Source organism: Exiguobacterium sp. LL15, from assembly GCF_024436095.1.
Classification (GTDB): Bacteria; Bacillota; Bacilli; order Exiguobacteriales; family Exiguobacteriaceae; genus Exiguobacterium_A; species Exiguobacterium_A indicum.
On record NZ_JANFNX010000005.1, the window covers coordinates 31355 to 54497 of the forward strand.

Genomic DNA, 23143 nt, shown 5'->3' on the forward strand with positions numbered 1-23143 from the left:
TCGCTTATTCCTCTTCAGTAACAACTGGTGCGACAGGCGCTTGAACTTCTTCGAGTGCTGGAGTCGCGTTCGGGATATTGTCCTCGTCTTCGTCGCGCATTTCGATCTCTTCATCATCAGCAGACATCATCTTGACGTCCATACCGAGGGATTGAAGCTCTTTAATGAGGACTCGGAACGATTCCGGTACGCCCGGTTGTGGTACATTCTCACCTTTAACGATTGCTTCGTACGCTTTAACACGACCGATCGTGTCATCCGACTTGATTGTAAGGATCTCTTGGAGCGTGTAGGCTGCGCCGTATGCTTCAAGTGCCCATACTTCCATCTCACCGAAACGCTGACCACCGAACTGGGCTTTACCACCGAGCGGTTGTTGTGTAACGAGTGAGTATGGTCCTGTCGAACGTGCGTGAAGTTTATCATCGACCATGTGAGCAAGTTTAATCATATACATGACACCTACAGAGATGCGGTTATCGAACGCTTCACCCGAACGACCATCATAAAGGACAGTCTTCGCGTCGCGATCCATACCTGCTTCTTCAATCGTTGCCCAAACATCTTCCTCACGCGCACCATCGAATACCGGTGATGCGACTTTGATGCCGAGTTGACGTGCTGCCATCCCGAGGTGAAGCTCGAGCAACTGCCCGATGTTCATCCGTGATGGAACCCCAAGTGGGTTCAACATGATGTCAATTGGCGTACCGTCTGGCATGTACGGCATGTCTTCTTCTGGAAGGATACGCGAGATAACACCTTTGTTACCGTGACGACCCGCCATTTTGTCACCCTCGTGAATCTTACGCTTCTGAACGATGTAAGCACGGATCAACTGGTTGACACCAGGTGAGAGCTCGTCCCCATTATCGCGGTCGAAGATTTTGACGTCGAGGATGATTCCATCACCACCGTGTGGTACACGGAGAGATGTATCACGGACTTCACGTGCTTTTTCACCAAAGATTGCATGAAGAAGACGTTCTTCCGCTGTCAATTCCGTTACACCCTTCGGCGTAACTTTACCGACGAGGATATCGCCGTCCTTGACTTCCGCACCGACACGGATGATTCCGCGATCGTCGAGGTTTTTCAAGGCATCATCACCGACGTTCGGAATATCACGTGTGATTTCTTCCGGTCCGAGTTTCGTATCACGCGACTCACATTCGTATTCTTCGATGTGGATCGATGTGTAGACGTCGTCTTTGACAAGACGCTCACTCATGATGACAGCATCCTCATAGTTGTAACCATCCCATGTCATGAAACCGACGAGTACGTTGCGACCAAGCGCAAGTTCCCCACCGTCCATCGATGGACCATCTGCAAGGATCTCGCCTTTATCGACTGGGTCGCCTGCTTTGATGATTGGTTTTTGGTTATAACACGTTCCTTGGTTAGAACGGATGAATTTTTGAATCTTGTAACGGTCGAGTTCACCTTCAACGATGTTGCCATCGACTTCCGTCGTACGACGGACAAGGATTTCACGCGCCGTGACACGCTCAGCGATCCCTGCGTGCTTCGCAACGACAGCGGCTCCTGAGTCTTTCGCAGACACGTACTCCATTCCTGTACCGACAATCGGAGATTCCGGGTTCAGAAGTGGAACGGCCTGACGTTGCATGTTCGCTCCCATGAGGGCACGGTTCGAGTCATCGTTCTCAAGGAACGGGATACAAGCCGTTGCGGCAGATACAACCTGCTTCGGCGAAACGTCCATGTAATCGACACGTGCTGGTTCGACAGACAAGTTTTGTCCACGGAAACGTGAAAGGACGTGTGAATCTTGGAACGTCTTCTCTTCCGTCAACAACATGTTTGCCTGTGCGACGACGTAGAGATCCTCTTCGTCAGCAGTCATGTAGTGGATTTCATCCGTGACGACGCCCGTTTCTGGATCGACACGACGATATGGCGCTTCGATGAAGCCGTACTCATTGACCTTCGCGTACGAAGACAACGAGTTGATCAAACCGATGTTTGGTCCCTCTGGCGTTTCGATCGGACACATACGGGAATAGTGCGAGTAGTGTACGTCACGAACTTCGAAACCAGCGCGCTCACGTGTCAAACCACCAGGTCCGAGTGCTGAAAGACGACGTTTGTGCGTCAATTCCGCAAGCGGGTTCGTTTGATCCATGAACTGAGACAACTGCGAGCTACCGAAGAACTCTTTAATCGATGCGATAACTGGACGAATGTTGATCAATGCCTGTGGCGTGATCGCATTCTGATCCTGAATCGACATCCGTTCCTTAACGACACGTTCCATCCGTGAGAGACCGATCCGGAATTGGTTCTGGAGCAGCTCACCGACTGAACGAAGACGACGGTTACCAAGGTGGTCGATATCGTCTGTCGTACCGACTTCATGCAACAAGTTGAAGAAGTAGTTGATGGCAGCAATCATGTCAGCAGGCGTGATGTGCTTGATGTCACGATCGATGTTACCGTTACCGATGATATTGATGATGCGTTCACCTTCAGCATCGTCCGGTGCGAACACCTTGATTGACTGTAAGTTGAAAGCCTCACCCTGCGTCACGCCGCCTGTAGGCGTCGCTTCGATGTAACCAACGGATCCTTCAAGGAATGGAAGGACTTTATCGAGCATACGACGATCAAGGACCGTTCCTGCTTCCGCGATGACTTCACCTGTCTCAGGATCAACAAGCGTTTCCGCAAGTTTTTGACCGAAGAGACGGTTCTTAAGATGAAGCTTTTTATTGATTTTATAACGACCAACGTTTGCCAAATCATAACGTTTCGGGTCAAAGAAGCGCGACACGAGCAACGCTTTTGCGTTTTCGACTGTCGGCGGCTCTCCCGGACGTAGACGCTCATAAATCTCGATGAGGGCTTTTTCCGTTGATTCCGTATTATCTTTTTCAAGTGAATTCCGGAGGTACTCATCATCACCGAGAAGATCGATGATTTCCTGATCCGTACCGAAACCAAGAGCACGTAAAAGAACCGTTACTGGAATCTTACGCGTGCGATCAATGCGAACATAAACGATGTCTTTCGCGTCTGTCTCGAGCTCGAGCCATGCACCACGGTTTGGGATGACTGTCGCGGAGAATCCACGCTTACCGTTCTTATCTAACTTATTGTTGTAATAAACACTTGGCGAACGAACAAGCTGCGAAACGATTACGCGCTCTGCTCCATTGATGATGAATGTTCCCGACTCCGTCATAAGCGGGAAGTCACCCATGAAGACTTCTTGTTCTTTCAATTCACCCGTCTCTTTATTTTGAAGACGGACTTTAACGCGTAGTGGTGCCGAATAGGTCACGTCGCGCTCTTTCGATTCATCGATCGAATACTTCGGCTCTCCGAGCGAGTAGTCGATGAATTCTAATACGAGATTCCCTGTGAAATCGGAAATCGGCGAAATGTCATGAAACATCTCACGAAGACCTTCCCGCAGGAACCACTCATACGAATTCGTTTGAATCTCGATTAAGTTTGGAAGTTCCAATACTTCGCTGATACGTGCATAGCTTCTTCTCTGACGGTGACGACCGTACTGAACAAGTTGACCAGTCAACTGATTCACCTCTCAGACCCACTTCTTCTTATAGAGAAGGACGGGTGTAATATCGAACATTGAAGCCATTTTTTGATTGATAAGCGCAAAAAAGCGACGTCTTGTCTACTCAATCATCTGTAGTCGAGAACGCCAGCTGCTTTCAAACATCTTATCCAAAAATCACTCCAATGGCATTTTATAATACTATCATAGACACAACATGCGGTCAACGACAAATCCTTCGATTTGTCAAGACCGAATTGATTTAAATATTGAGTACCCTTTATCGCGGGTAACTGTCTCACACATACCGAATACGTCTTCCATCAATTTCTTCGCTGATGGTCCACCTTGTTTCTTTTGAATGACGACCCAAAGCTCGCCGCCGACGACAAGGTGATCATACGCTTCCCGGAGAATACGATGAACGACCGTTTTTCCCGCCCGAATCGGTGGATTCGTCACGATCGCTGCGAATGTCGATTCGCCTACCCCATCATACCCGTCACTCACACCGGTCGTCACGGAAACACCGTTCGCGCGCGCATTGTCTGCCGCTAGTTCGAGCGCCCGTTCATTGACATCGATCAAGTGTGCCGGACGACCCGTCGACTTCGAAAGCGCGATGCCCATCGGTCCGTATCCGCAACCGACATCCAAGATGTCTCCCGCTACAGTCGGTTCCGTGAATGCCTCGATCAACAGACGGGAACCAAAATCGATTCCGTTCTTCGAAAAGACACCATGGTCCGATGTAAAGCGGAGCGTCTGACCGCGCAGAACATATTCCCACGTCTTCGGATCTCGTTTCGATGAAGGGTCATTCGTATAATAATGATCCGCCATGTTTCCTTCCCCTCTCATGTAAAAGATGAAAACAAAAGAAGCTCGCAATGCGAGCTTCTTTTGTTTCTACGGAAGAAGAAAATTACTTAACTTCTACAGTAGCGCCAGCTTCTTCAAGCTTAGCTTTCATTGCTTCAGCGTCTTCTTTCGAAACGCCTTCTTTAACTGGTGCTGGAGTTCCGTCTACGAGAGCTTTCGCTTCTTTAAGACCGAGACCAGTCAATTCGCGAACTGCTTTGATGACGTTGATTTTACCAGATCCAGCGTTAGTAAGGATAACGTCGAATTCAGTTTGCTCTTCAGCTGCTGCGCCTGCGCCAGCACCTGCAACTGCTACTGGAGCTGCTGCTGATACGCCGAATTCTTCTTCGATTGTTTTTACGAGTTCGTTAAGTTCAAGAACAGTCATGCCCTTGAGGTCTTCGATAAATTGCTCTTTGTTGAAAGCCATTATGGTTTTCCTCCTTTGATTTAGCCCACGTTGGGGTGTGAAAATTGTGTTGGTTGCCTATCCCGCTAAGCAGAAATTAAGCAGATTGTTCTTCTTTTTGCTCTGCGATTGCGTTCGTTGCCACCGCGAGTCCACGGATTGGCGCTTGAAGCACGCTGAGGAGCATCGAAAGGAGACCTTCGCGTGATGGAAGTTCCGCAAGGGCTTTGACATCTTCTACTGAAGTGACTTTGCCTTCGATGATACCACCTTTAAGTTCGAGAGCCTTGTGCGTTTTAGCGAAGTCGTTCAAGATCTTAGCTGGCGCGATAACGTCTTCATTGCTGAAGGCGATCGCACTAGGACCTGTGAAGACTTCATCAAGACCTTCGAGGTTGCTTTGAACTGCCGCGCGGCGGAGGAGACCGTTTTTGTAAACTTTGAATTCAACGCCCGCTTCGCGGAGTTGTTTACGAAGTTCAGTGACTTCTTCTACTGTGAGACCACGGTAGTCGACGACAACTGTTCCTGCGCTCGCTTGGAGTTTCTCAGCGATCTCAGATACGAGATCCGCTTTGACAGCGATAACTTTTTCGTTTGCCATTTCTGTTGCACCTCCTGGTAGATGAAATGTACCGGTGCGAGGGGCTGCTCGATTTCAAATAAAAAGCCTCCGTCTGCAGAGCAGAGGAGGCGTAATCGTCAAAAAGGATACCTGAACAAACAGGCTCTCTGAGCAAGAACACCTCGGAAGGATTTATGCCCATGTGAGCACCTTCTGTCTACGGTATGTCGAAATATATCAACGTTTTATACTGTAACAGCGTTCTTAGAACGTTGTCAAGTTCGTTTTAGACGAAATTATTTCGCGAAGTCAGCTGAAGATACTTTTACACCAGGACCCATTGTAGAAGCGATCGCGATGTTCTTAAGGTATACACCTTTAGCAGTAGCAGGCTTAACTTTTACGAGAGTTTCGATAACTGTGTTGATGTTCTCAACGAGTTTCTCGTTATCGAATGATTTTTTACCGACAGGAACGTGGATGTTACCTGATTTGTCGACACGGTACTCAACTTTACCAGCTTTGATATCGTTGATTGCTTTTGTGACGTCAAATGTAACTGTACCTGTTTTCGGGTTTGGCATGAGGCCTTTTGGTCCGAGAACGCGACCAAGTTTACCAACTTCACCCATCATGTCTGGTGTCGCGACGATAACGTCGAAGTCGAACCATCCTTGTTGGATTTTGTTGATGTACTCAGCATCACCAGCGTAATCTGCTCCAGCAGCTTCCGCTTCTTTTAATTTCTCACCTTTCGCGAAGACGAGAACTTTTTGTGTTTTACCAGTACCGTGTGGCAATACGACTGCTCCACGGATTTGTTGGTCTGCTTTCTTCGGATCTACTCCGAGACGAACAGCCAATTCGATAGTCTCATCGAATTTCGCAGTTGCAGATTTTTTAGTCAAATCTACAGCTTCTGCGAGTTCGTATGAAACCGTACGATCGATAAGCTTAGCAGCTTCTTTGTACTTCTTACCCATTTTAGGTTCCTCCTTTGTGGTTGTGCGGAAAATCCTCCCACATAATGAAAGGGTAGCAGGCTTCAAGAAACTATCCGCCTGCGACCCTCATCGTTGTTCATGGTAATCAAAAAGACATTAGTCTTCGATTACGATACCCATAGAACGTGCAGTACCTTCAACCATCAACATTGCTGTTTCAACAGATGATGCGTTAAGGTCTGGCATTTTTGTTTCAGCGATTTCACGAACTTTGTCACGTTTGACAGTCGCTACTTTCTTACGGTTCGGTTCACCTGAACCACTCTCGATTCCAGCTGCTTTCTTCAAGAGAACTGCTGCTGGAGGAGTTTTAGTGATGAATGTGAATGAACGATCTTCAAAAACCGTGATGACTACAGGGATAATCAAGCCGGCTTGGTCTTGTGTACGAGCGTTGAACTCTTTACAGAAGCCCATGATGTTCACACCTGCTTGACCGAGTGCCGGTCCAACTGGTGGAGCTGGGTTTGCTTTGCCCGCAGGAATTTGAAGTTTTACGAGTTTCATAACCTTCTTCGCCACGAGACACACCTCCTTAATTCTTTAATGTGGTTTAATTGGACGTTGCGCGTCCTCCCACTCATTCTATTCGACGAGTTATTTATCGAAATAAGCACAACATCAAACACGAAAAATTGTATCATTAAAACAAAACATTCGCAATAGGAAACTTAATCGATTTTATCGACCTGTGCGAAATCAAGCTCGACCTTCGTTTCGCGACCGAACATATCAACAGAGACTTTCATTTTCTCAGCGTCTGTATCAAGCTCCTCGATCGTACCTTCGAGATTTTCGAAAGCTCCTTCTTTGATTCGGACGATTTGTCCGAGTGAGAAGTCGTAACGGCTCTTCAGATCGACGAGACCCATTGATCCAAGGATGTTTTCTGCTTCTTCCGGAAGGAGTGGTGTCGGTTTTGAACCGCCGCCGACTGATCCGAGGAAGCCCGTGACGTTCGGAGTATTCCGGACGACATACCAAGAATCATCCGTCATGACCATCTCTACGAGGACATACCCCGGGAAGATCTTGACTTCACGTTCCTTGATTTTCGTTTCTCCCTTTTTGTTCGTTACTTCTTCTTGTACTGTTTCAATCGGAACGAGTACACGGAAGATTTTTTCGTCCATGTTCATGGATTCAATCCGACGTTCAAGGTTCGCCTTGACGTTGTTTTCGAATCCGGAATACGTTTGGACGACAAACCATTGTTTCTCCATGGTAGGCCACCTCTTCTTTTTACTTAATCAACCAGCTCATCAATGCGCTAAGCCCTGAATCGACGCCGAAGATGAAGACACCCATGAAGATCACCATACCGATGACCGTCAATGTGTATTTCGTCAGCTCTTTCCGTTTTGGCCAGCTCGTCTTTTTCAATTCATTCCATACGTCACGCAAAAATTTCATCGTACTTTCCCTCCAGGATGTAATAAATCGGGACAGATGAAGCCTTATTTCGCTTCTTTATGAATCGTATGCGCGTTACAACGACGGCAGAATTTCTTCAATTCCAAGCGGACAGTAACGTCCTCTTTTTTCATCGTCGTATAGTCGCGGGCACCGCAATTATCACAAGCAAGGCCTACTTTCTTCGCCATCTCAAAGCCCTCCTTCTTTGCCACTCTTCTCTTCTGTTGTGTTACTTTCCTTCCCAAAAAAGAGCGTAAAAAAAAACGCCTATGAGCGGCGTCTCGCTAGTAAGGCGCTAGTTATACAGTAGCATAGGAAGGGATTACGGTCAATCTACCTCTCTGTTAGACCGTCATCTTTCGTGCTTCGAGGTAACGTTCAAGCTTCCGCTTGACGCGTTGCAAGGCATTATCGATCGATTTGACATGACGATCGAGGTCGTCGGAGATTTCCTGATACGTCCGTCCGTCAAGATAGAGCGCGAGGACTTTTCGTTCGAGATCACTCAGAATCTCCTCCATCTTTGATTCGATGTCTGCGTATTCTTCCCGGTTGACGATCAAGATTTGTGGATCAGAAGGTGCTGTCGACGTGATGATATCCAGTAACGTCCGCTCTGATTCATCGTCATAGATCGGTTTATCGAGCGAGATGTACGAGTTTAATGGGATATGTTTCTGACGTGTTGCTGTCTTAATCGCAGTGATCATCTGTCGCGTGATGCATAATTCGGCAAATCCTTTAAACGAGGCGAGCTTATCCGTTCGGTAATCTCGTACCGCTTTATAGAGACCAATCATTCCTTCTTGAATGATATCTTCTCGGTCTGCCCCAATCAAAAAATAAGAACGGGCTTTGGCGCGTACGAAATTTCGATACCGCTCGATCAAAAATTCGAGCGCATCGCTGTTATCGAACTCTTTCGCTTGTTCTACAAGCGCTTCATCGGTCATGCACTCAAACTGGTCGAACGAAACCAAACTCATCCTGTATCCCTCCAAGCATCATTGACGAATAGTTCAATTGTTTTTAATTATACAATAATTACCTGTCGCACGACAATGAAAATTGGCATGACCTCTTTTGTTGTATCCAAAATGTATCTTTTCTATAAAAAACCACCGTTCTTCCGAATAAAGGAGAACGGTGGATCGCTCATGCGAATGGTTCATATCATGTATCTGAATTCTTTCGGCGACGAATCGCTTCGAGACGTGCGAGGACGTCTTCCGGTAAATCAATCTTCGAGCGCGGTTGAGCCGCTGTCTTCGCGGACGTCGTCTGTTGTTTGATGACGGCAACTGCCGCTTTCCATTCACGCCGGAGTTCCTGCGCCGATATACGGAGTGCGCCAAGCGTGAAGATGACCCACTGCTCCGTGTAATCATTCGTCGCTACTGTTAGCTTGACCCGAATATCCTGTAACCAATCAGCAGCTGTCTTTTCAATCCATTCATCTGCCGTTTCGTTCTCCCGTGTATAGACGATCTCGATTCCACTTTTTTGCATCCGAGACTCACGACCCGGTTGCAGATAGGCATCAAAGACGATCGTAACGCTGATCCCTGTGACGGCTTGGTACTCCGCCATCGCATGAATCAACCGTTCCCGTGCTAATTCAAAGTCTTGCTCCCGCAACGTCCTAAATTCTGGCCATGCGCCAATGATATTGTAGCCATCTACGATGAGACGATCATATTTCATCGCGCATACGGCTTTCTAGTCCGGTAGACTTCATATAATAATAGCGAAGCCGCCACCGATGCGTTGAGCGACGTGACATGTCCTGCCATCGGGAGGTGGACGAGGAAGTCACATTTCTCACGGACGAGCCGGCTCATTCCTTTTCCTTCACTTCCAATGACGATTCCGAGCGGCATCGTCCCATCGAGTGTCCGGTAGTCGTCACTTTCACGTGCATCCGTTCCCACGAACCAGATGCCTTGTTTCTTTAGATCCTCCATCGTCCGAGCGAGGTTCGTCACGCGAACGACCGGGATATGTTCAATCGCGCCTGTTGATGCTTTCGCAACGACTTGCGTCAACCCGACTGAGCGACGCTTCGGAATGATGATTCCGTGTGCTCCGACAGCATCTGCTGTCCGCAAGATTGATCCGAGGTTATGTGGATCTTCGAGCTCATCAAGCATGATCAAGAGTGGTGTTTCATCCTTTTGACGTGCAAGCTCGAAGATGTCTTCCATCTCGGCGTACTCATACGCAGCAACCGCTGCGACGACACCTTGGTGATTTTCCGTTCCAGCTAAACCGGTTAACCGCGAACGCGGGACGAGCTGGATTTGAATGCCCGCTTCCTGCGCCATCGCATGGATGACGGCAAGCGGTCCTTTTTGTTGTCCTTCCTGCAAGAACAGCTTGTTCATCTCTCGTCCACTCCGCAATGCCTCTAGGACCGGATTACGACCTGACAAGAAATCTTGTCCTTCTTCAAGCGGTTCGATCACGACGGGCTGTTCCTTGACTGGAGCGGCTTTTCGTTTCTCTTGTACTGGGCGCTGTGCCTTCGTTTTCGGCTTCGCACCGGTAGCCTTAGGATTCGTCTGTTTTTTCGGCTTCGAGTAGTTCGAACGCTTGTCCGATGAGTTCTTCAAGGCGATCCCCTCCTTCTGAAAGATAAATATAACCGAGCAATGCTTCAAATGCTGTCGCGTAGCGATACGTGTGGACGTCCGTGCTCTTCGGGACAGAACCGGATTTCGCGTTCTTTCCGCGCCGAACGACCGCTGCTTCTTCTTCCGTCAGCGCATCCGTGTTCAACCAGTGCGTCACGACCGTCGCTTGTGCTTGAGCCCGAACGTACCGGACAGCTGCTTTATGCAACTCGCCCGGCTTCACATAACCTTGTTCGAGCAATCGCTCCCGCACACGAATCTCATAGACGACATCGCCCATGTACGCTAACGCGAGTGCATTCAGTTGTTTGTAGTTCTTCATCCGCGCTTCCACCGCATCCCTTGCGCTGTGTCTTCCAGCAAGATGCCTTGATCACGCAGCTGATCGCGGATTGCGTCCGCTCGTGCGAAGTCACGATTTTGACGGGCTGTGTTCCGCTCTTCGATCAACTGTTCGACTTCTTCATCGAGTAAGCCTTTGTCGACTGTCAACGTGACACCGAGGACATCTGATAATTCCGAGAAGAGTGCGAGGAACTGTTCGAGCACCTGTTTCGACACATGTGCTTCTCCAAGGTACAAGTTGGCTTCTTTCGAGAGATCGAATAAATCCGTCACAGCGTTCGCTGTATTAAAATCATCATCCATCGATGTGATGAAATGTTCCTTGATCGCCGCTAGACGATTCAACCACTTCTCGTCACCTGTTCCGAGATCAGCCGTCATGTCAAGGCGGTGTTCGATGTTTGCGACCGATTCCCGAATCCGTGCGAGACCATTCGCTGCTTGATCGATCAGTTCACGACTGTAGTTGATCGGGTGACGATACTGAACCGATAACATGAAGAAACGTAACACCATCGGATCAACCGCTTGGATCGCTTCATGGACCGTCAAGAAGTTACCGAGCGACTTCGACATCTTCTCGTTTTCGATGTTCAAGAACCCGTTATGCATCCAGTAGTTCGCGAATTTCTGTGAGTTGCATGCTTCAGACTGGGCGATCTCATTCTCATGATGCGGGAATTTCAAGTCTTGTCCACCAGCATGAATGTCGATCGTCTCCCCGAGATATTTCTTCGCCATCGCCGAGCACTCGATGTGCCAGCCTGGTCGCCCTTCGCCCCATGGACTTGTCCATGCCGGCTCTCCTGGTTTTGCTGCTTTCCAGAGCACGAAATCAAGCGGATCTTCTTTTTTCTCTCCGACTTCGATTCGTGCGCCTGCGCGCAATTCATCGATCGACTGTTGGCTCAATTGACCATAATCCTTGAAACTACGCGTCCGGAAGTAGACATCCCCGCTTGATGCGTAGGCATTGCCTTTTTCGACGAGGACTTCGATGAAGGCGATGATATCGTCCATCGTTTCCGTGACGAGTGGATGGATATCCGCTTTTTGGACATTCAAGGCGCCCGTATCCGCGTGATACGCCTCGATGAAACGTTTCGTCAACGCATGATAGTCTTCTCCGAGTTCGTTCGCTGTCCGGATGATCTTATCATCGACGTCCGTGAAGTTCGAGACATATTTAACTTCGTATCCGCGGTATGTGAAGTAGCGACGGACCGTATCGAAAACGATGGCTGGACGCGCGTTCCCGATATGAATGTAGTTGTAAACCGTCGGGCCACAGACATACATCTTGACCTTTCCTTCTTCTAATGGTTTAAATGGTTCCTTTTTTCCGGTCATGCTGTTGTACAGTTGAATCATGACGTCGCCCTCCTTTAATCCGTTCAATTTCTTGTTTTAATACTTCTAGTTCCATTTCAATCCGCTCTTGGCATTCGCTGACCGGATCCGGGAAACGATGATCAAGTGGTGCTTCGACCTTCATGCCGTCTTGAATGACGACACGTCCCGGAATGCCGACGACAGTCGCATTGGGAGGAACGTGTTTTAAGACGACGGAACTAGCACCGATTTTTGAGTATGCCCCAATCGTGATATCACCAAGGACACGGGCACCCGCTGAAACAAGTACGCCGTCTTCAATCGTCGGATGACGCTTTCCTGTTTCTTTCCCCGTTCCGCCGAGTGTCACGCCTTGAAACAACGTGACGTCATCCCCAATGATCGTCGTCTCACCAATGACGACACCCATCCCGTGGTCAATAAAGAATCGGCGTCCGATCGTCGCTCCTGGATGAATCTCGATGCCTGTCAAAAAGCGACTGAACTGCGAAATTAATCGACCGAGTAAGCGAAACTTTGCGTTCCAGAGTCGATGGGCCAGGCGATGCATCCAAATCGCATGTAAGCCCGGGTATGTCAAAATGACTTCTAACGTGCTGCGGGCAGCTGGATCTTGCTCAAACACATTGCGGATATCTTCTCGTATCCGTGTCATATACGTTCTCCTCTCCATAAGAAAAAGCGCCTCTATGCATTGCTGCACAGAGACGCTAACGAAGCGCGGTCCCACTCTGTTTGGACGATTGACTCATCCCTCTCGACGTCCGTTAACGCCGGAGATACGTCTGCGCCTACTCTCACGGATTTCGGGCAGCACTCAGAGGGGCATTTCATGATTCGCTTCTTCAAGCCCTCGCACCATTCGAGCTTGTCTCTGGAGAAGAAGACGCATCGTTACTTTCCTCGTCTACGCTTTCGTTATTCTGCTTCAAGCCGTGCAAGCACACGGTCTTTTCCTAGTAATTGAATCGTGTTCGGGAGTTCTGGACCATGCGTCTGTCCTGTCGTCGCGACACGAATTGGCATGAATAAATTCTTTCCTTTTTGACCAGTCGCTTTTTGCGTCGCTTTGATCGATGCTTTAATTGCTTCTGGTGTCCATTCTTCGAGAGCGCGTAACTGGTTCGCGAATTCTGCAAGTACAGTCGGAACCGTCTCGCCACTCAAGACAGTGTTTGCCTCTTCATCATACACCACTTCGTCCTCAAAGAACATCTCTGAAAGCTTGACGATTTCCGCGCCATGCGTCATCTGTTCGCGGTATAACGCAACGAGATCACGTGCCCAAGCGAGCTCTTCTTCTGAAGGTGACGCTTCGACGCGACCTGCTTCTTGTAAGAACGGAAGACTGGCTTCGAATACTTCTTCGAACGATTGATGTTTCATGTACTGGCTGTTGATCCAAGCCAATTTGTTTTGGTCAAAGACAGCTGGACTCTTCGACAGACGATCCGCGTCAAAGATTTCGATGAACTCTTCTTTCGTGAAGATTTCTTGTTCACCGACTGGTGACCAACCGAGAAGCGTGATGAAGTTGAGCAATGCTTCCGGGAGATAACCGAGCTCTTTATACTGCTCGATATACTGAATGATCGAGTGATCACGCTTCGAAAGTTTCTTGTGTGATTCGTTGACGATCAATGTCATGTGACCGAACGTCGGGTATTCCCAACCGAACGCATCATAGATCATCATCTGTTTCGGTGTGTTCGAAATATGATCATCCCCACGAAGAACATGGCTGATCGCCATTAAATGATCGTCGATGACGACGGCAAAGTTGTACGTCGGAATGCCATCTTTTTTGACGATGACCCAGTCACCGAAGTCTTTTGATTCGAATGAGACGTCGTCTTTAACGATATCATTCCATGTATACGTGACATCTTCCGGTACACGAATCCGAATCGACGGCGTGCGACCTTCTGCGCGGAACGCTTCTTCTTGTTCTGCTGTCAGGTTACGGTGCGCTCCTGAATAACGTGGTGCTTCTCCGCGTGCGATTTGTGCTTCGCGTTCTGCTTCGAGCTCTTCCGATGTCATGTAGCAACGGTAAGCAAGTCCTTTTTCAAGTAACTCGTCCGTGTACTTTTGGTAGATATCGAGACGCTCCATTTGTGAATAAGGACCGTACTCACCACCGCGACCTGGACCTTCGTCCCAATCGACACCGAGCCACTCGAGGTTCTTCATTTGACTCTCGACACCGCCTGCGATGTTCCGCTTTTGGTCCGTATCCTCGATTCGTAATACCATCTTACCGCCTAAGTGGCGCGCAAACAGATAGTTAAATAATGCAGTCCGGGCATTCCCGATATGCAAGTGTCCTGTTGGACTTGGGGCATAACGTACTCGTACTTCTGCCATTGCCAATCACTCCTTCGACTAAAATTCGCTTATCTAGTATACCTTATTCTTCGATTCGTTTCAGTAGAATCACTGCTTGACAAGCGATTCCCTCTTCTCGTCCCGTAAAACCTAACCATTCCGTCGTCGTTGCCTTGACATTGATCTGTTCAATGTCCGCTTCGAGCAATTCCGCGATCCGCGCACGCATCGTGTCGATGTACGGACGGAGCTTTGGTGCCTGTGCGATGACTGTCGCATCTAGGTTGCCAAGCTCATACCCTTGTTGTTTAACGAGCGCGTAGACATGCTGCAGCAATTTTGCTGAATCGGCATCCTTGAATTCCGGATCCGTATCCGGAAAATGTTTTCCGATATCTCCTGCTGCGATTGCACCAAGTGCCGCGTCGGCAATCGTATGTAACAAGACGTCTGCATCCGAGTGACCGAGCAATCCTTTCGTGTGCGGAATCTCGATACCGCCTAAAATCAATTTCCGATCCTCTGCAAAGGCATGTACATCAAAACCTTGTCCAATTCGAATCATCGTCATTTCCCTCGTTTCATTAGAATCGCTTCACCGAACCACAGATCGTCCGGTGTCGTCATCTTGATATTTTCGTAGTGACCGTGGACGATCGTTACTTTTCCTCCGTCCCATTCTATCAAACTTGCATCATCAGTTCCTAGGTATTTCGTTGCCGCTTTTTCGTGAACCGTACGAATCGTCGCAAGATCAAACGCTTGTGGTGTCTGGGCTGCCATCAGGTGTTCCCGCGGGACGGTCTCGCTGATGTGGTTCGCTTCAATCCGTTTGACCGTGTCTTTAATCGGCACGGCAAGAATCGCCGCTTTGTCTAGGACTGCCGCTTGGACGACCGCATGAATCGCTGCTTGTGAAATGAACGGTCGGGCACCATCATGGATCAGAACGATCCCTTCGCCTTCTAACGCCTCAAGACCACGGAGAACACTTTCCTGACGTTCGGCACCACCCGCGACAAGTCTAATCGATGTCTTATAAGACGCGATAATACTTGTAAACCATTCTTGTTCTAGTGGATTGATCGCAAGGACAATTTCCGTACATGCCGGATCTGCCTCGAAGACATCCAGTGTCCAAGCGATGATTGGACGGTCTCTTAGTTCAAGCATCAATTTATTACGATCTGCGCCCATCCGCTTACCGGCACCGGCAGCGGGGATGACGACGCGATATGTGGCTGTAGACATCCCATTCCCTCTTTTCTCTCTCACTGATCATCGTGATCCATTCCATCACACCGAAAACGGACTCGATCATGAAATCGAATCCGTTACGGGGTCTATCCGAATGCCTCTCGATGTCTCTCTAGGCATAGTGTCTCATTTTTCTTGTGGTTTCGCAAAAATCATTCGTCCAGCTGATGTCTGCAAGACACTTGTGACGACAACGCCAATCGTTTTCGAAATCAGATGTTTTCCGCCTTCGACGACGACCATCGTCCCATCTTCGAGATAGGCAATGCCCTGTTTTTGTTCTTTTCCTTCCTTGATGACAAGAACGGTCATCTCTTCTCCTGGAATGACGACTTGTTTGACGGCATTCGCCAGGTCATTGATGTTAAGAACAGGAACATGTCGGACTTCACAGACTTTATTCAAGTTATAGTCGTTCGTGACGACGATCCCTTTGACGAGTTCCGCGAGTTTGATCAGCTTAATATCGACTTCCGGTACATCCTCGAAATCGCCATCATAAATTTCGACTTCGACTCCAGGAATCTCTTGTAACTCTTTTAAGACATCGAGTCCACGACGTCCACGGTTTCGTTTCAACGTATCGGAAGAATCGGCGATGTACTGCAACTCACCGATGACGAATTGCGGGACGATCAGTTTTCCTTCGACGAAACCGGTCTTCGTGATATCCGTAATTCGTCCGTCGATGATGACGCTCGTATCGAGTACCTTGCTGTTTGATTTAACTGGGACGACGACTTCTGGCGTCGCCTTTTTCTCACTTTGGTTACTACGTAAGAAGATTTTCGTCAATTCATGACGTTTACGATACCCGACCGTAAAGCCAAGATATCCGAATAACGCGGTCACGAAGATCGTTAAGACGTTACTGAGGACAGGAATACCTACCAAATCAATCAATGTACTGACGAGGAAGGCAAGTACCAACCCAATCAACAAACCAAATGTTCCAAAAAAGAGATCTGCTACTGGGGCTTTGACGAGTCGTTCTTCTAAAAATCGGAGAAGTCGAATTACCGAATCCGTAATGAATAATCCAATTAATAAGAATATGAGTGCACCAATCGTTCCAGTTACGTATTCGCTCATCAACCATGCAGGGAATGTCGTATTCGTTGCCGTCTCAATTAATTGGAAGAACTGAGGAAGCAACAAGATCCCGAGGGCAAGTCCGAGTAATGCAAAAAATACCCGAATGACGATTTTCAATCTTCTCACCTCCTTTGCTTATTTTAAGTTCATTGTAACATGTACTGATTTGAACTACCTACGCCGGAAGGAGGGGAAACTGTTTACATATCCATTACAGTTCCCCCATTTTTTGCGTCATTCCAGCTTAAAACGGAATGGTTTCACGTAATGCTTCGTCCACACTCTCGACACCGACGACCGTAATCCCGTCCGGATACGTCCAACCCCCTAAGTTGTTTTTCGGAATGATTGCCCGTGTGAAACCGAGTTTGGCTGCTTCTGCTACACGTTGTTCAATCCGCGATACACGACGAACCTCACCTGTCAATCCGACTTCACCAATCACGACATCCGTCGGACGCGTCGGCTTGTCACGGAAACTGGAAGCAATCGCAACGCAAACCGCCAAGTCAATCGCGGGTTCATCCAGCTTCACACCCCCGGCTGCCTTAAGGTACGCATCTTGTGTCTGAAGGAGAAGACCCGATCGTTTCTCAAGGACCGCCATCAATAAGGCAACCTTGTTCTGATCGATTCCGGTCGCCATCCGTCTAGGATTCCCGAATGACGTCGGTGAAATCAGTGCTTGCAGTTCGACGAGGACCGTCCGTGTCCCTTCCATCGAAGCAACAATCGTTGAACCGGATACACCGGACGTCCGCTCCTCGAGGAAAATTTCTGACGGATTCAAGACCTCTTCAAGACCAGACTCCCGCATCTCAAAAATTCCGATCTCATTCGTTGAACCAAATCGGTTTTTGACGGCACGCAGAATCCGGAACGTATGGTGACGTTCGCCTTCGAAATACAAGACAGCATCCACCATGTGCTCCAGTAAACGTGGTCCAGCAATCGAACCTTGTTTCGTGACGTGACCGACGATGAAGATCGCAATACCGCGACTCTTCGCAATTTTCATCAGCATCGCCGTACATTCACGTACCTGTGTCACGCTCCCGGGTGCGGACTGGATTTCATCGATGTAGACGGTTTGAATCGAGTCGATGATTAAAAAACGTGGCTGTTCTTCATCGACGACACGTTCAATCATGTTCATATCCGTCTCACTCAGGACGAACAAATCCTGTGTCGGTAAGCCAAGCCGTTCCGCGCGTAATTTCGTTTGTTTGAGCGATTCTTCTCCTGAGATGTAGAGCACTTTTTCGCCACGTTGTGCAAGACGTGCGCTCGTCTGCAGTAAGATCGTCGACTTCCCGATCCCCGGATCTCCTCCAACAAGCACCATCGAACCTGGAACGATACCGCCTCCGAGGACACGGTCGAATTCACCACTTCCGGTAAAGACGCGACTCTCTTCTTGCGAGACGATGTTCGCGAGGCGCTCTGGCTTCAATTGTTTTGTCGTCGTATGAACGAAAGCGGCACCGCGCCGTCCTTTTTTTTCTTCGACGACTTCTTCGACCATCGTGTTCCATTCCCCGCATCCTGAACAACGTCCCATCCATTTCGGGGATTCGGTCCCACAGCTTTGACAAACGAATTTTGTTTTTAACTTAGCCAATCGATTCATCCTTTCTATTTCAAAAAAAGAACCAGCTTCGCTCAGAAAGTGCGAAAGCTGGCCCTGTGCTCAGTGCTTATTCCGTTGCGGCAGAACTCACGTGATTCCGGCGAACGATGAATTCGTTCTCTTCGACATCAAGCGCAACACGTTCTCCTTTTTGGATATCGCCTGCGAGCAATGCTTCTGACAACCGGTCTTCCGCTTCCCGTTGAAGGGCACGACGGATTGGACGTGCGCCGTACTCTGGATCGTATCCGATATCGGCAATCTTCGAGAGGGCAGCTGGTGTCAATTCGAAATGAATTTCCTGTTCAGCCAAACGTTTTTCAAGGGTTTTCGCCATCAACTTCACGATCTCTTCGATGTGTTGTTTCTCGAGTGAGTGGAAGACGATCGTTTCATCAATCCGGTTCAAGAACTCTGGACGGAACGCCCGTTTGAGTTCTTCCATGACTTTATCTTTCATGTCTTTGTATTCGCGATCCGTATCTTCAGAAACAGCAAATCCGACATATTTATTACGTTTAAGGGCACTTGCACCGACGTTCGATGTCATGACGATGATCGTGTTACGGAAATCAACCGTCCGACCTTTCGAGTCTGTTAAGCGTCCATCATCAAGTACTTGCAAGAGAATGTTGAAGACTTCCGGGTGCGCCTTCTCGATTTCATCAAGTAAGATGACCGAGTATGGTTTCCGGCGAACTTTTTCAGTCAATTGACCGCCTTCTTCGTAACCGACATATCCTGGAGGTGAACCGACGAGACGGCTCGTTGCATGTTTCTCCATGTACTCTGACATGTCGATCCGGATGATCGCATCCTCATCTCCGAACATCGCTTCGGCAACCGCACGGGCGAGTTCTGTTTTACCAACCCCAGTAGGACCGAGGAAGATGAACGAACCAATCGGACGTTTTGGATCTTTCAGTCCAGCACGTGCCCGACGGATGGCTTTTGAAATTGATTTAACGGCTTCATTTTGTCCGATGACACGATCGTGAAGGATTTCTTCGAGGCGAAGGAGACGATCCGTCTCTTCTTCCGCGATCTTCGTGACCGGTACACCTGTCCAGTTGGCAACGACTTGTGCGATGTCATCTTTTGTGACTTCAAGTTTTTCGTTGCCTTGTTTATTCTGCCATTCCTCTTTCAAACGCTCAAGCTCATCGCGTAATTTTTGTTCCGTATCGCGGAGGCTTGCTGCTTTTTCGAACTCTTGGCTTTGGACCGCTTCGTCCTTGTCCTTGCGGATGCCTTCGAGTTTTGCTTCGACTTCTTTTAAGTTCGGTGGTGCTGTGTATGAACGCAACCGAACTTTCGATGCTGCTTCATCAATCAAATCGATCGCTTTATCCGGAAGGAAACGATCCGAAATGTATCGATCTGACAATGTGACGGCTTCTTGAATCGCTTCGTCTGTGATCGTCACACGGTGGTGTGCTTCATAACGATCGCGAAGACCAAATAGGATTTGTGTTGCTTCATCCGTTGTTGGCTCTGCGACTTGGATCGGTTGGAAACGACGTTCGAGTGCCGCATCTTTTTCGATGTATTTCCGGTACTCATCAAGAGTCGTTGCTCCGATACACTGGAGTTCGCCTCGTGCGAGCGATGGTTTAAGGATGTTCGATGCATCGATCGCACCTTCTGCTCCACCCGCTCCGATCAATGTATGCAACTCATCAATGAAGAGAATGATGTTCCCCGCTTGACGAATCTCATCCATGACCTTTTTCAAACGATCTTCGAATTCACCACGGTATTTCGTACCAGCGACAAGTGTCCCCATGTCGAGTACCATAACACGTTTATTGCGTAACGTCTCCGGTACTTCATTGTTGATGATTTGTTGAGCGAGACCTTCGACGACAGCCGTTTTACCGACCCCTGGTTCCCCGATCAAGACCGGGTTATTTTTCGTCCGGCGGCTCAAGACTTCGATGACACGTTGAATTTCTTTCGCACGACCGATAACTGGATCAAGACGTGTTTCGCGCGCTTGTTGTGTCAAATCACGAGCAAGACCATCAAGTGTTGGTGTTGCGACACCTGAACCTGCTTGCGACGCGTTTGCTGTCGTTTCGCTGTTCCCGAGCAACTGGAGTACTTGCTGACGGGCTTTTGAAAGACTGATGCCCAAGTTATTCAAGACACGAGCAGCAACGCCCTCTCCTTCTCGAATCAATCCGAGCAAGAGGTGTTCTGTTCCAACGTAAGAGTGACCTAGTTTACGTGCCTCATCCATTGATAACTCGATGACTTTTTTCGCACGTGGTGTATAGTGAATCGTCGTTGCACCATCTTGTCCGCGACCGATTAATGCTTCGACTTCCATCTGAATTTTATCTGAACTGAGACCGAGTGCTGTTAAGGCTTTCGCAGCGATTCCGTCTCCTTCACGTACAAGTCCGAGTAAAATGTGTTCTGTTCCGATATTGTGGTGCCCCAACCGTACTGCCTCTTCTTGAGCAAGTGCCAATACACGTTGTGCACGTTCTGTGAATCGTCCAAACATCATTATGCAAAACCTCCTTGTGTGTGATCCCTGTTTGTCTGTTCGGTTAACATCGTCCGGATTCGTTTCGCCCGTTCGATGTCCCGTTCTCTAGATGTTAATTGTTTCCCGAAATGCTTTTGTAGAAAACCTGTTTGTAATGAAACGAGCAGTTGATGAAAAAGATTTGGAGGAAGATTGACCTCTAGTCCCAGACTGTCTGCTAAGCGAACATCCGATAGTCGTTCCGTTGCTTCCCGCGCTGTAATCAGTCGAGCTGATGTCAGGATACCGTAGGAACGATATAGTCTGTCCTCTAGTTCTTCTTGATACATCTCCAATAATCCTTTTCGTGCTGCCTGTTCTGCTTCAATTAATGCTTCGACGGCAAATTGATAGTCCGTGATCAGCATATCCTCACTTGCCCCAAGCGTCCGTTGGTTCGAAAGTTGGAACATGCGACCAGAGGCATCGCTTCCCTCGCCGTAACGCCCACGAATCGCGAATCCGAGCTGTCGTAAGTGTTTGATATAACCTTGAATCTGATTCGTCAGGACCAGTCCCGGTAAGTGCAACATCACGGAAGCACGAAGACCTGTTCCGACGTTACTCGGACACGTCGTTAAATAACCGAGCGTGTCATCAAAAGCAATTTTAAAGCGTTCACTGATCAAGCGATCGACTTGTTTTGCGATCCGAAACGCTTCTTCAAGTTGAAGTCCCGGTAATAACGTCTGGATTCGGAAATGATCCTCTTCGTTTACCATGACACTGATCTGCTCATCCTCACTAATGAAGAGTCCTGTCCGCGGATGACTCGCTAATGCTGGACTGATTAGATGCTTTTCTACTAAAGCGGTTCGCGTCAGGACATCTGCTTGATCGACGCGACCAAACCGGAACCCTTTCATCCCGTTTAGTTGGCGTTCTGTCTCTTCAATGAGTGCATTGGCTTGTGCTTCTGACAACATCGTTGAGAACGGGTAACGTGTCGTATTACGCGCCAATCGGATCCGTGTCGAAACGACGATGTCGTCAAAAGGAGAAGATTGATTCATCGATTCGCTTAAAGGGTGTTGGAGCAACTCTTCAAACATGACGCAAATCCTCCTCGACACTCTCAATCTGTTGTTTTATGACTTCTGCTTCTTCATAATCTTCTGCTAAGATTTTGCGGTTGAGCTGTTCTTTGAGTCGACTGAGCTGCTGGTTCAATCGTTTTTCAACGGATTCCTCATCAGGTCGTGAGCCATAATGTTGCGTATGACCGTGTTGGAACTGACGAACCATACCGTCGACTTCGTCTTTAAAAAATGAATAACAAGTCGGGCAACCGACTTTACGAAGATGAAGCAATTGTTGACGGGTCATACCGCAAGACGGACACGCCGTCCCTTGATATTCACGTGCTAACTCCCGCACACAAACCGAGCATAAGAATTTTTCATCGGTTTCCGATTCTTGTGGAAGTTTGACACGGACGATTGCTTCTCGTTCGCCACATCGTTGACAACGCATCGTGCATTCCTCCAATGTCCGACGACTAGAGTCGCTTCATGGTTTGAAGAAGCGTCCGCATCAAGTGGGCACGCATCCGGTGTTGATCTTCGACCGCCATTGGCAAACTCTCTTTTTGCAACAGCGATTGAATCAAAATAGCTTCCCGCCGCGTCAGTAATTGTTCGTTCATCAAACGAATCAAATAATCTTCTGCAGCTTGTTCCGTCAAATGATCACCGATCCATGAACTGACTTCGTCTAATAGATCGTGACTATCGAGCACAACGATTTTTTGAATCCGAATGTATCCGCCGCCACCCCGTTTACTTTCAACGAAATAACCCTTTTCGACCGTAAAACGAGTATTAATGACGTAGTTGATTTGTGATGGAACACAGTCAAAACGTTGTGCAATTTCTTGACGTTTGATTTCAATCGTCTTTTCGTCGTGTAAAATTTGCTTTAAATAGGCTTCGATGATATCTGTGATGTTTTGCATTGGCACCACCTCTCTGACCATCTTTGACTATTGTTTGATTTAATAGTAATCATCTAAAAAAAGAAATGCAACTGATAAGACTTTTTAGAAAACACAAAAAGACCGATCTGCAATCTGCAGATCGGTCAAGTGCCTGGCAACGTCCTATCCTCACAGGGGGAAGCCCCCAACTACTTTCGGCGTTCAAGTGCTTAACTTCCGTGTTCG

The 23143-nt window shown here is 48.3% G+C and carries 24 protein-coding genes and 2 other annotated features; all 24 genes read right to left on the reverse strand.

Annotation, left to right across the window (positions count from 1 at the left end; all coding sequences use genetic code 11):
* Window positions 1-4: 4 nt before the first annotated feature.
* Complete coding sequence (rpoB, locus tag NOM72_RS15640) at window positions 5-3562, reverse strand: DNA-directed RNA polymerase subunit beta (RefSeq protein WP_035399374.1); 3558 nt, start codon at window positions 3560-3562, stop codon at window positions 5-7.
* A 231-nt stretch (window positions 3563-3793) separates the two neighbouring features.
* Window positions 3794-4390: a class I SAM-dependent methyltransferase gene (locus NOM72_RS15645; RefSeq protein WP_255999449.1), complete on the reverse strand. Its 597-nt coding sequence runs from the start codon at window positions 4388-4390 to the stop codon at window positions 3794-3796.
* A gap of 82 nt (window positions 4391-4472) precedes the next feature.
* The gene (gene rplL, locus NOM72_RS15650) at window positions 4473-4841 is read right to left on the reverse strand and encodes a 50S ribosomal protein L7/L12 (protein ID WP_023466613.1); all 369 of its coding nucleotides are present in this window, start codon (window positions 4839-4841) and stop codon (window positions 4473-4475) included.
* A gap of 76 nt (window positions 4842-4917) precedes the next feature.
* Complete coding sequence (gene rplJ / locus NOM72_RS15655; protein ID WP_023466611.1) at window positions 4918-5424, reverse strand: 50S ribosomal protein L10; 507 nt, start codon at window positions 5422-5424, stop codon at window positions 4918-4920.
* A gap of 50 nt (window positions 5425-5474) precedes the next feature.
* Window positions 5475-5626 (reverse strand) — a sequence feature (ribosomal protein L10 leader region).
* 55 nt (window positions 5627-5681) lie between these two features.
* Complete coding sequence (gene rplA / locus NOM72_RS15660) at window positions 5682-6368, reverse strand: 50S ribosomal protein L1 (RefSeq protein WP_023466610.1); 687 nt, start codon at window positions 6366-6368, stop codon at window positions 5682-5684.
* Between the two features lie 117 nt (window positions 6369-6485).
* Complete coding sequence (gene rplK, locus NOM72_RS15665; protein WP_023466609.1) at window positions 6486-6911, reverse strand: 50S ribosomal protein L11; 426 nt, start codon at window positions 6909-6911, stop codon at window positions 6486-6488.
* Between the two features lie 149 nt (window positions 6912-7060).
* The gene (gene nusG / locus NOM72_RS15670) at window positions 7061-7612 is read right to left on the reverse strand and encodes a transcription termination/antitermination protein NusG (RefSeq protein ID WP_023466607.1); all 552 of its coding nucleotides are present in this window, start codon (window positions 7610-7612) and stop codon (window positions 7061-7063) included.
* Between the two features lie 19 nt (window positions 7613-7631).
* A complete protein-coding gene (gene secE, locus NOM72_RS15675; protein ID WP_023466605.1) occupies window positions 7632-7802 on the reverse strand; it encodes a preprotein translocase subunit SecE in 171 nt (56 codons plus the stop codon).
* 44 nt (window positions 7803-7846) lie between these two features.
* On the reverse strand, window positions 7847-7993 hold the full coding sequence (gene rpmG, locus NOM72_RS15680) for a 50S ribosomal protein L33 (protein ID WP_023466603.1): 147 nt from the start codon (window positions 7991-7993) through the stop codon (window positions 7847-7849).
* Window positions 7994-8149: 156 nt separating this feature from the next.
* Window positions 8150-8791, reverse strand: a complete 642-nt coding sequence (gene sigH, locus NOM72_RS15685) for an RNA polymerase sporulation sigma factor SigH (RefSeq protein WP_023469884.1) — start codon at window positions 8789-8791, stop codon at window positions 8150-8152.
* 187 nt (window positions 8792-8978) lie between these two features.
* Window positions 8979-9509 carry an NYN domain-containing protein gene (locus tag NOM72_RS15690; RefSeq protein WP_035399363.1) on the reverse strand — a complete coding sequence of 177 codons (531 nt, stop codon included), beginning with the start codon at window positions 9507-9509 and terminating at the stop codon, window positions 8979-8981.
* Complete coding sequence (gene rlmB / locus NOM72_RS15695) at window positions 9506-10270, reverse strand: 23S rRNA (guanosine(2251)-2'-O)-methyltransferase RlmB (protein ID WP_035399377.1); 765 nt, start codon at window positions 10268-10270, stop codon at window positions 9506-9508. The genes NOM72_RS15690 and rlmB overlap by 4 nt, the downstream gene beginning before the upstream one ends.
* Window positions 10271-10355: 85 nt before the next feature.
* Window positions 10356-10760, reverse strand: coding sequence for a Mini-ribonuclease 3 (locus tag NOM72_RS15700; protein WP_023466600.1), 405 nt, complete (start codon window positions 10758-10760; stop codon window positions 10356-10358).
* Window positions 10757-12154, reverse strand: a complete 1398-nt coding sequence (cysS, locus tag NOM72_RS15705) for a cysteine--tRNA ligase (protein WP_055966755.1) — start codon at window positions 12152-12154, stop codon at window positions 10757-10759. Before cysS ends, NOM72_RS15700 begins: the two co-directional genes overlap by 4 nt.
* The gene (gene epsC / locus NOM72_RS15710; protein WP_255343794.1) at window positions 12108-12827 is read right to left on the reverse strand and encodes a serine O-acetyltransferase EpsC; all 720 of its coding nucleotides are present in this window, start codon (window positions 12825-12827) and stop codon (window positions 12108-12110) included. Before epsC ends, cysS begins: the two co-directional genes overlap by 47 nt.
* A 9-nt stretch (window positions 12828-12836) precedes the next feature.
* Window positions 12837-13055 (reverse strand) — a binding site (T-box leader).
* Window positions 13055-14503 carry a glutamate--tRNA ligase gene (gltX, locus tag NOM72_RS15715; RefSeq protein ID WP_023466595.1) on the reverse strand — a complete coding sequence of 483 codons (1449 nt, stop codon included), beginning with the start codon at window positions 14501-14503 and terminating at the stop codon, window positions 13055-13057. It overlaps the preceding feature by 1 nt.
* Window positions 14504-14546: 43 nt before the next feature.
* Window positions 14547-15029 (reverse strand): 2-C-methyl-D-erythritol 2,4-cyclodiphosphate synthase, encoded by a 483-nt coding sequence (gene ispF, locus NOM72_RS15720; RefSeq protein ID WP_029343079.1) that lies wholly within the window; start codon window positions 15027-15029, stop codon window positions 14547-14549.
* A 2-nt stretch (window positions 15030-15031) separates the two neighbouring features.
* Window positions 15032-15715 (reverse strand): 2-C-methyl-D-erythritol 4-phosphate cytidylyltransferase, encoded by a 684-nt coding sequence (ispD, locus tag NOM72_RS15725; protein ID WP_023466592.1) that lies wholly within the window; start codon window positions 15713-15715, stop codon window positions 15032-15034.
* A gap of 132 nt (window positions 15716-15847) precedes the next feature.
* Window positions 15848-16933 carry a PIN/TRAM domain-containing protein gene (locus tag NOM72_RS15730; protein WP_023466590.1) on the reverse strand — a complete coding sequence of 362 codons (1086 nt, stop codon included), beginning with the start codon at window positions 16931-16933 and terminating at the stop codon, window positions 15848-15850.
* A 127-nt stretch (window positions 16934-17060) separates the two neighbouring features.
* Window positions 17061-18437 (reverse strand): DNA repair protein RadA, encoded by a 1377-nt coding sequence (gene radA / locus NOM72_RS15735; RefSeq protein WP_029343076.1) that lies wholly within the window; start codon window positions 18435-18437, stop codon window positions 17061-17063.
* Window positions 18438-18513: 76 nt separating this feature from the next.
* Window positions 18514-20961 carry an ATP-dependent protease ATP-binding subunit ClpC gene (gene clpC / locus NOM72_RS15740; RefSeq protein ID WP_023466588.1) on the reverse strand — a complete coding sequence of 816 codons (2448 nt, stop codon included), beginning with the start codon at window positions 20959-20961 and terminating at the stop codon, window positions 18514-18516.
* On the reverse strand, window positions 20961-22034 hold the full coding sequence (locus tag NOM72_RS15745) for an ATP--guanido phosphotransferase (RefSeq protein ID WP_023466586.1): 1074 nt from the start codon (window positions 22032-22034) through the stop codon (window positions 20961-20963). Before NOM72_RS15745 ends, clpC begins: the two co-directional genes overlap by 1 nt.
* A complete protein-coding gene (locus NOM72_RS15750) occupies window positions 22027-22455 on the reverse strand; it encodes a hypothetical protein (RefSeq protein ID WP_023466580.1) in 429 nt (142 codons plus the stop codon). Before NOM72_RS15750 ends, NOM72_RS15745 begins: the two co-directional genes overlap by 8 nt.
* Before the next feature lie 25 nt (window positions 22456-22480).
* A complete protein-coding gene (locus NOM72_RS15755; protein ID WP_023466578.1) occupies window positions 22481-22936 on the reverse strand; it encodes a CtsR family transcriptional regulator in 456 nt (151 codons plus the stop codon).
* Window positions 22937-23143 lie beyond the last annotated feature (207 nt).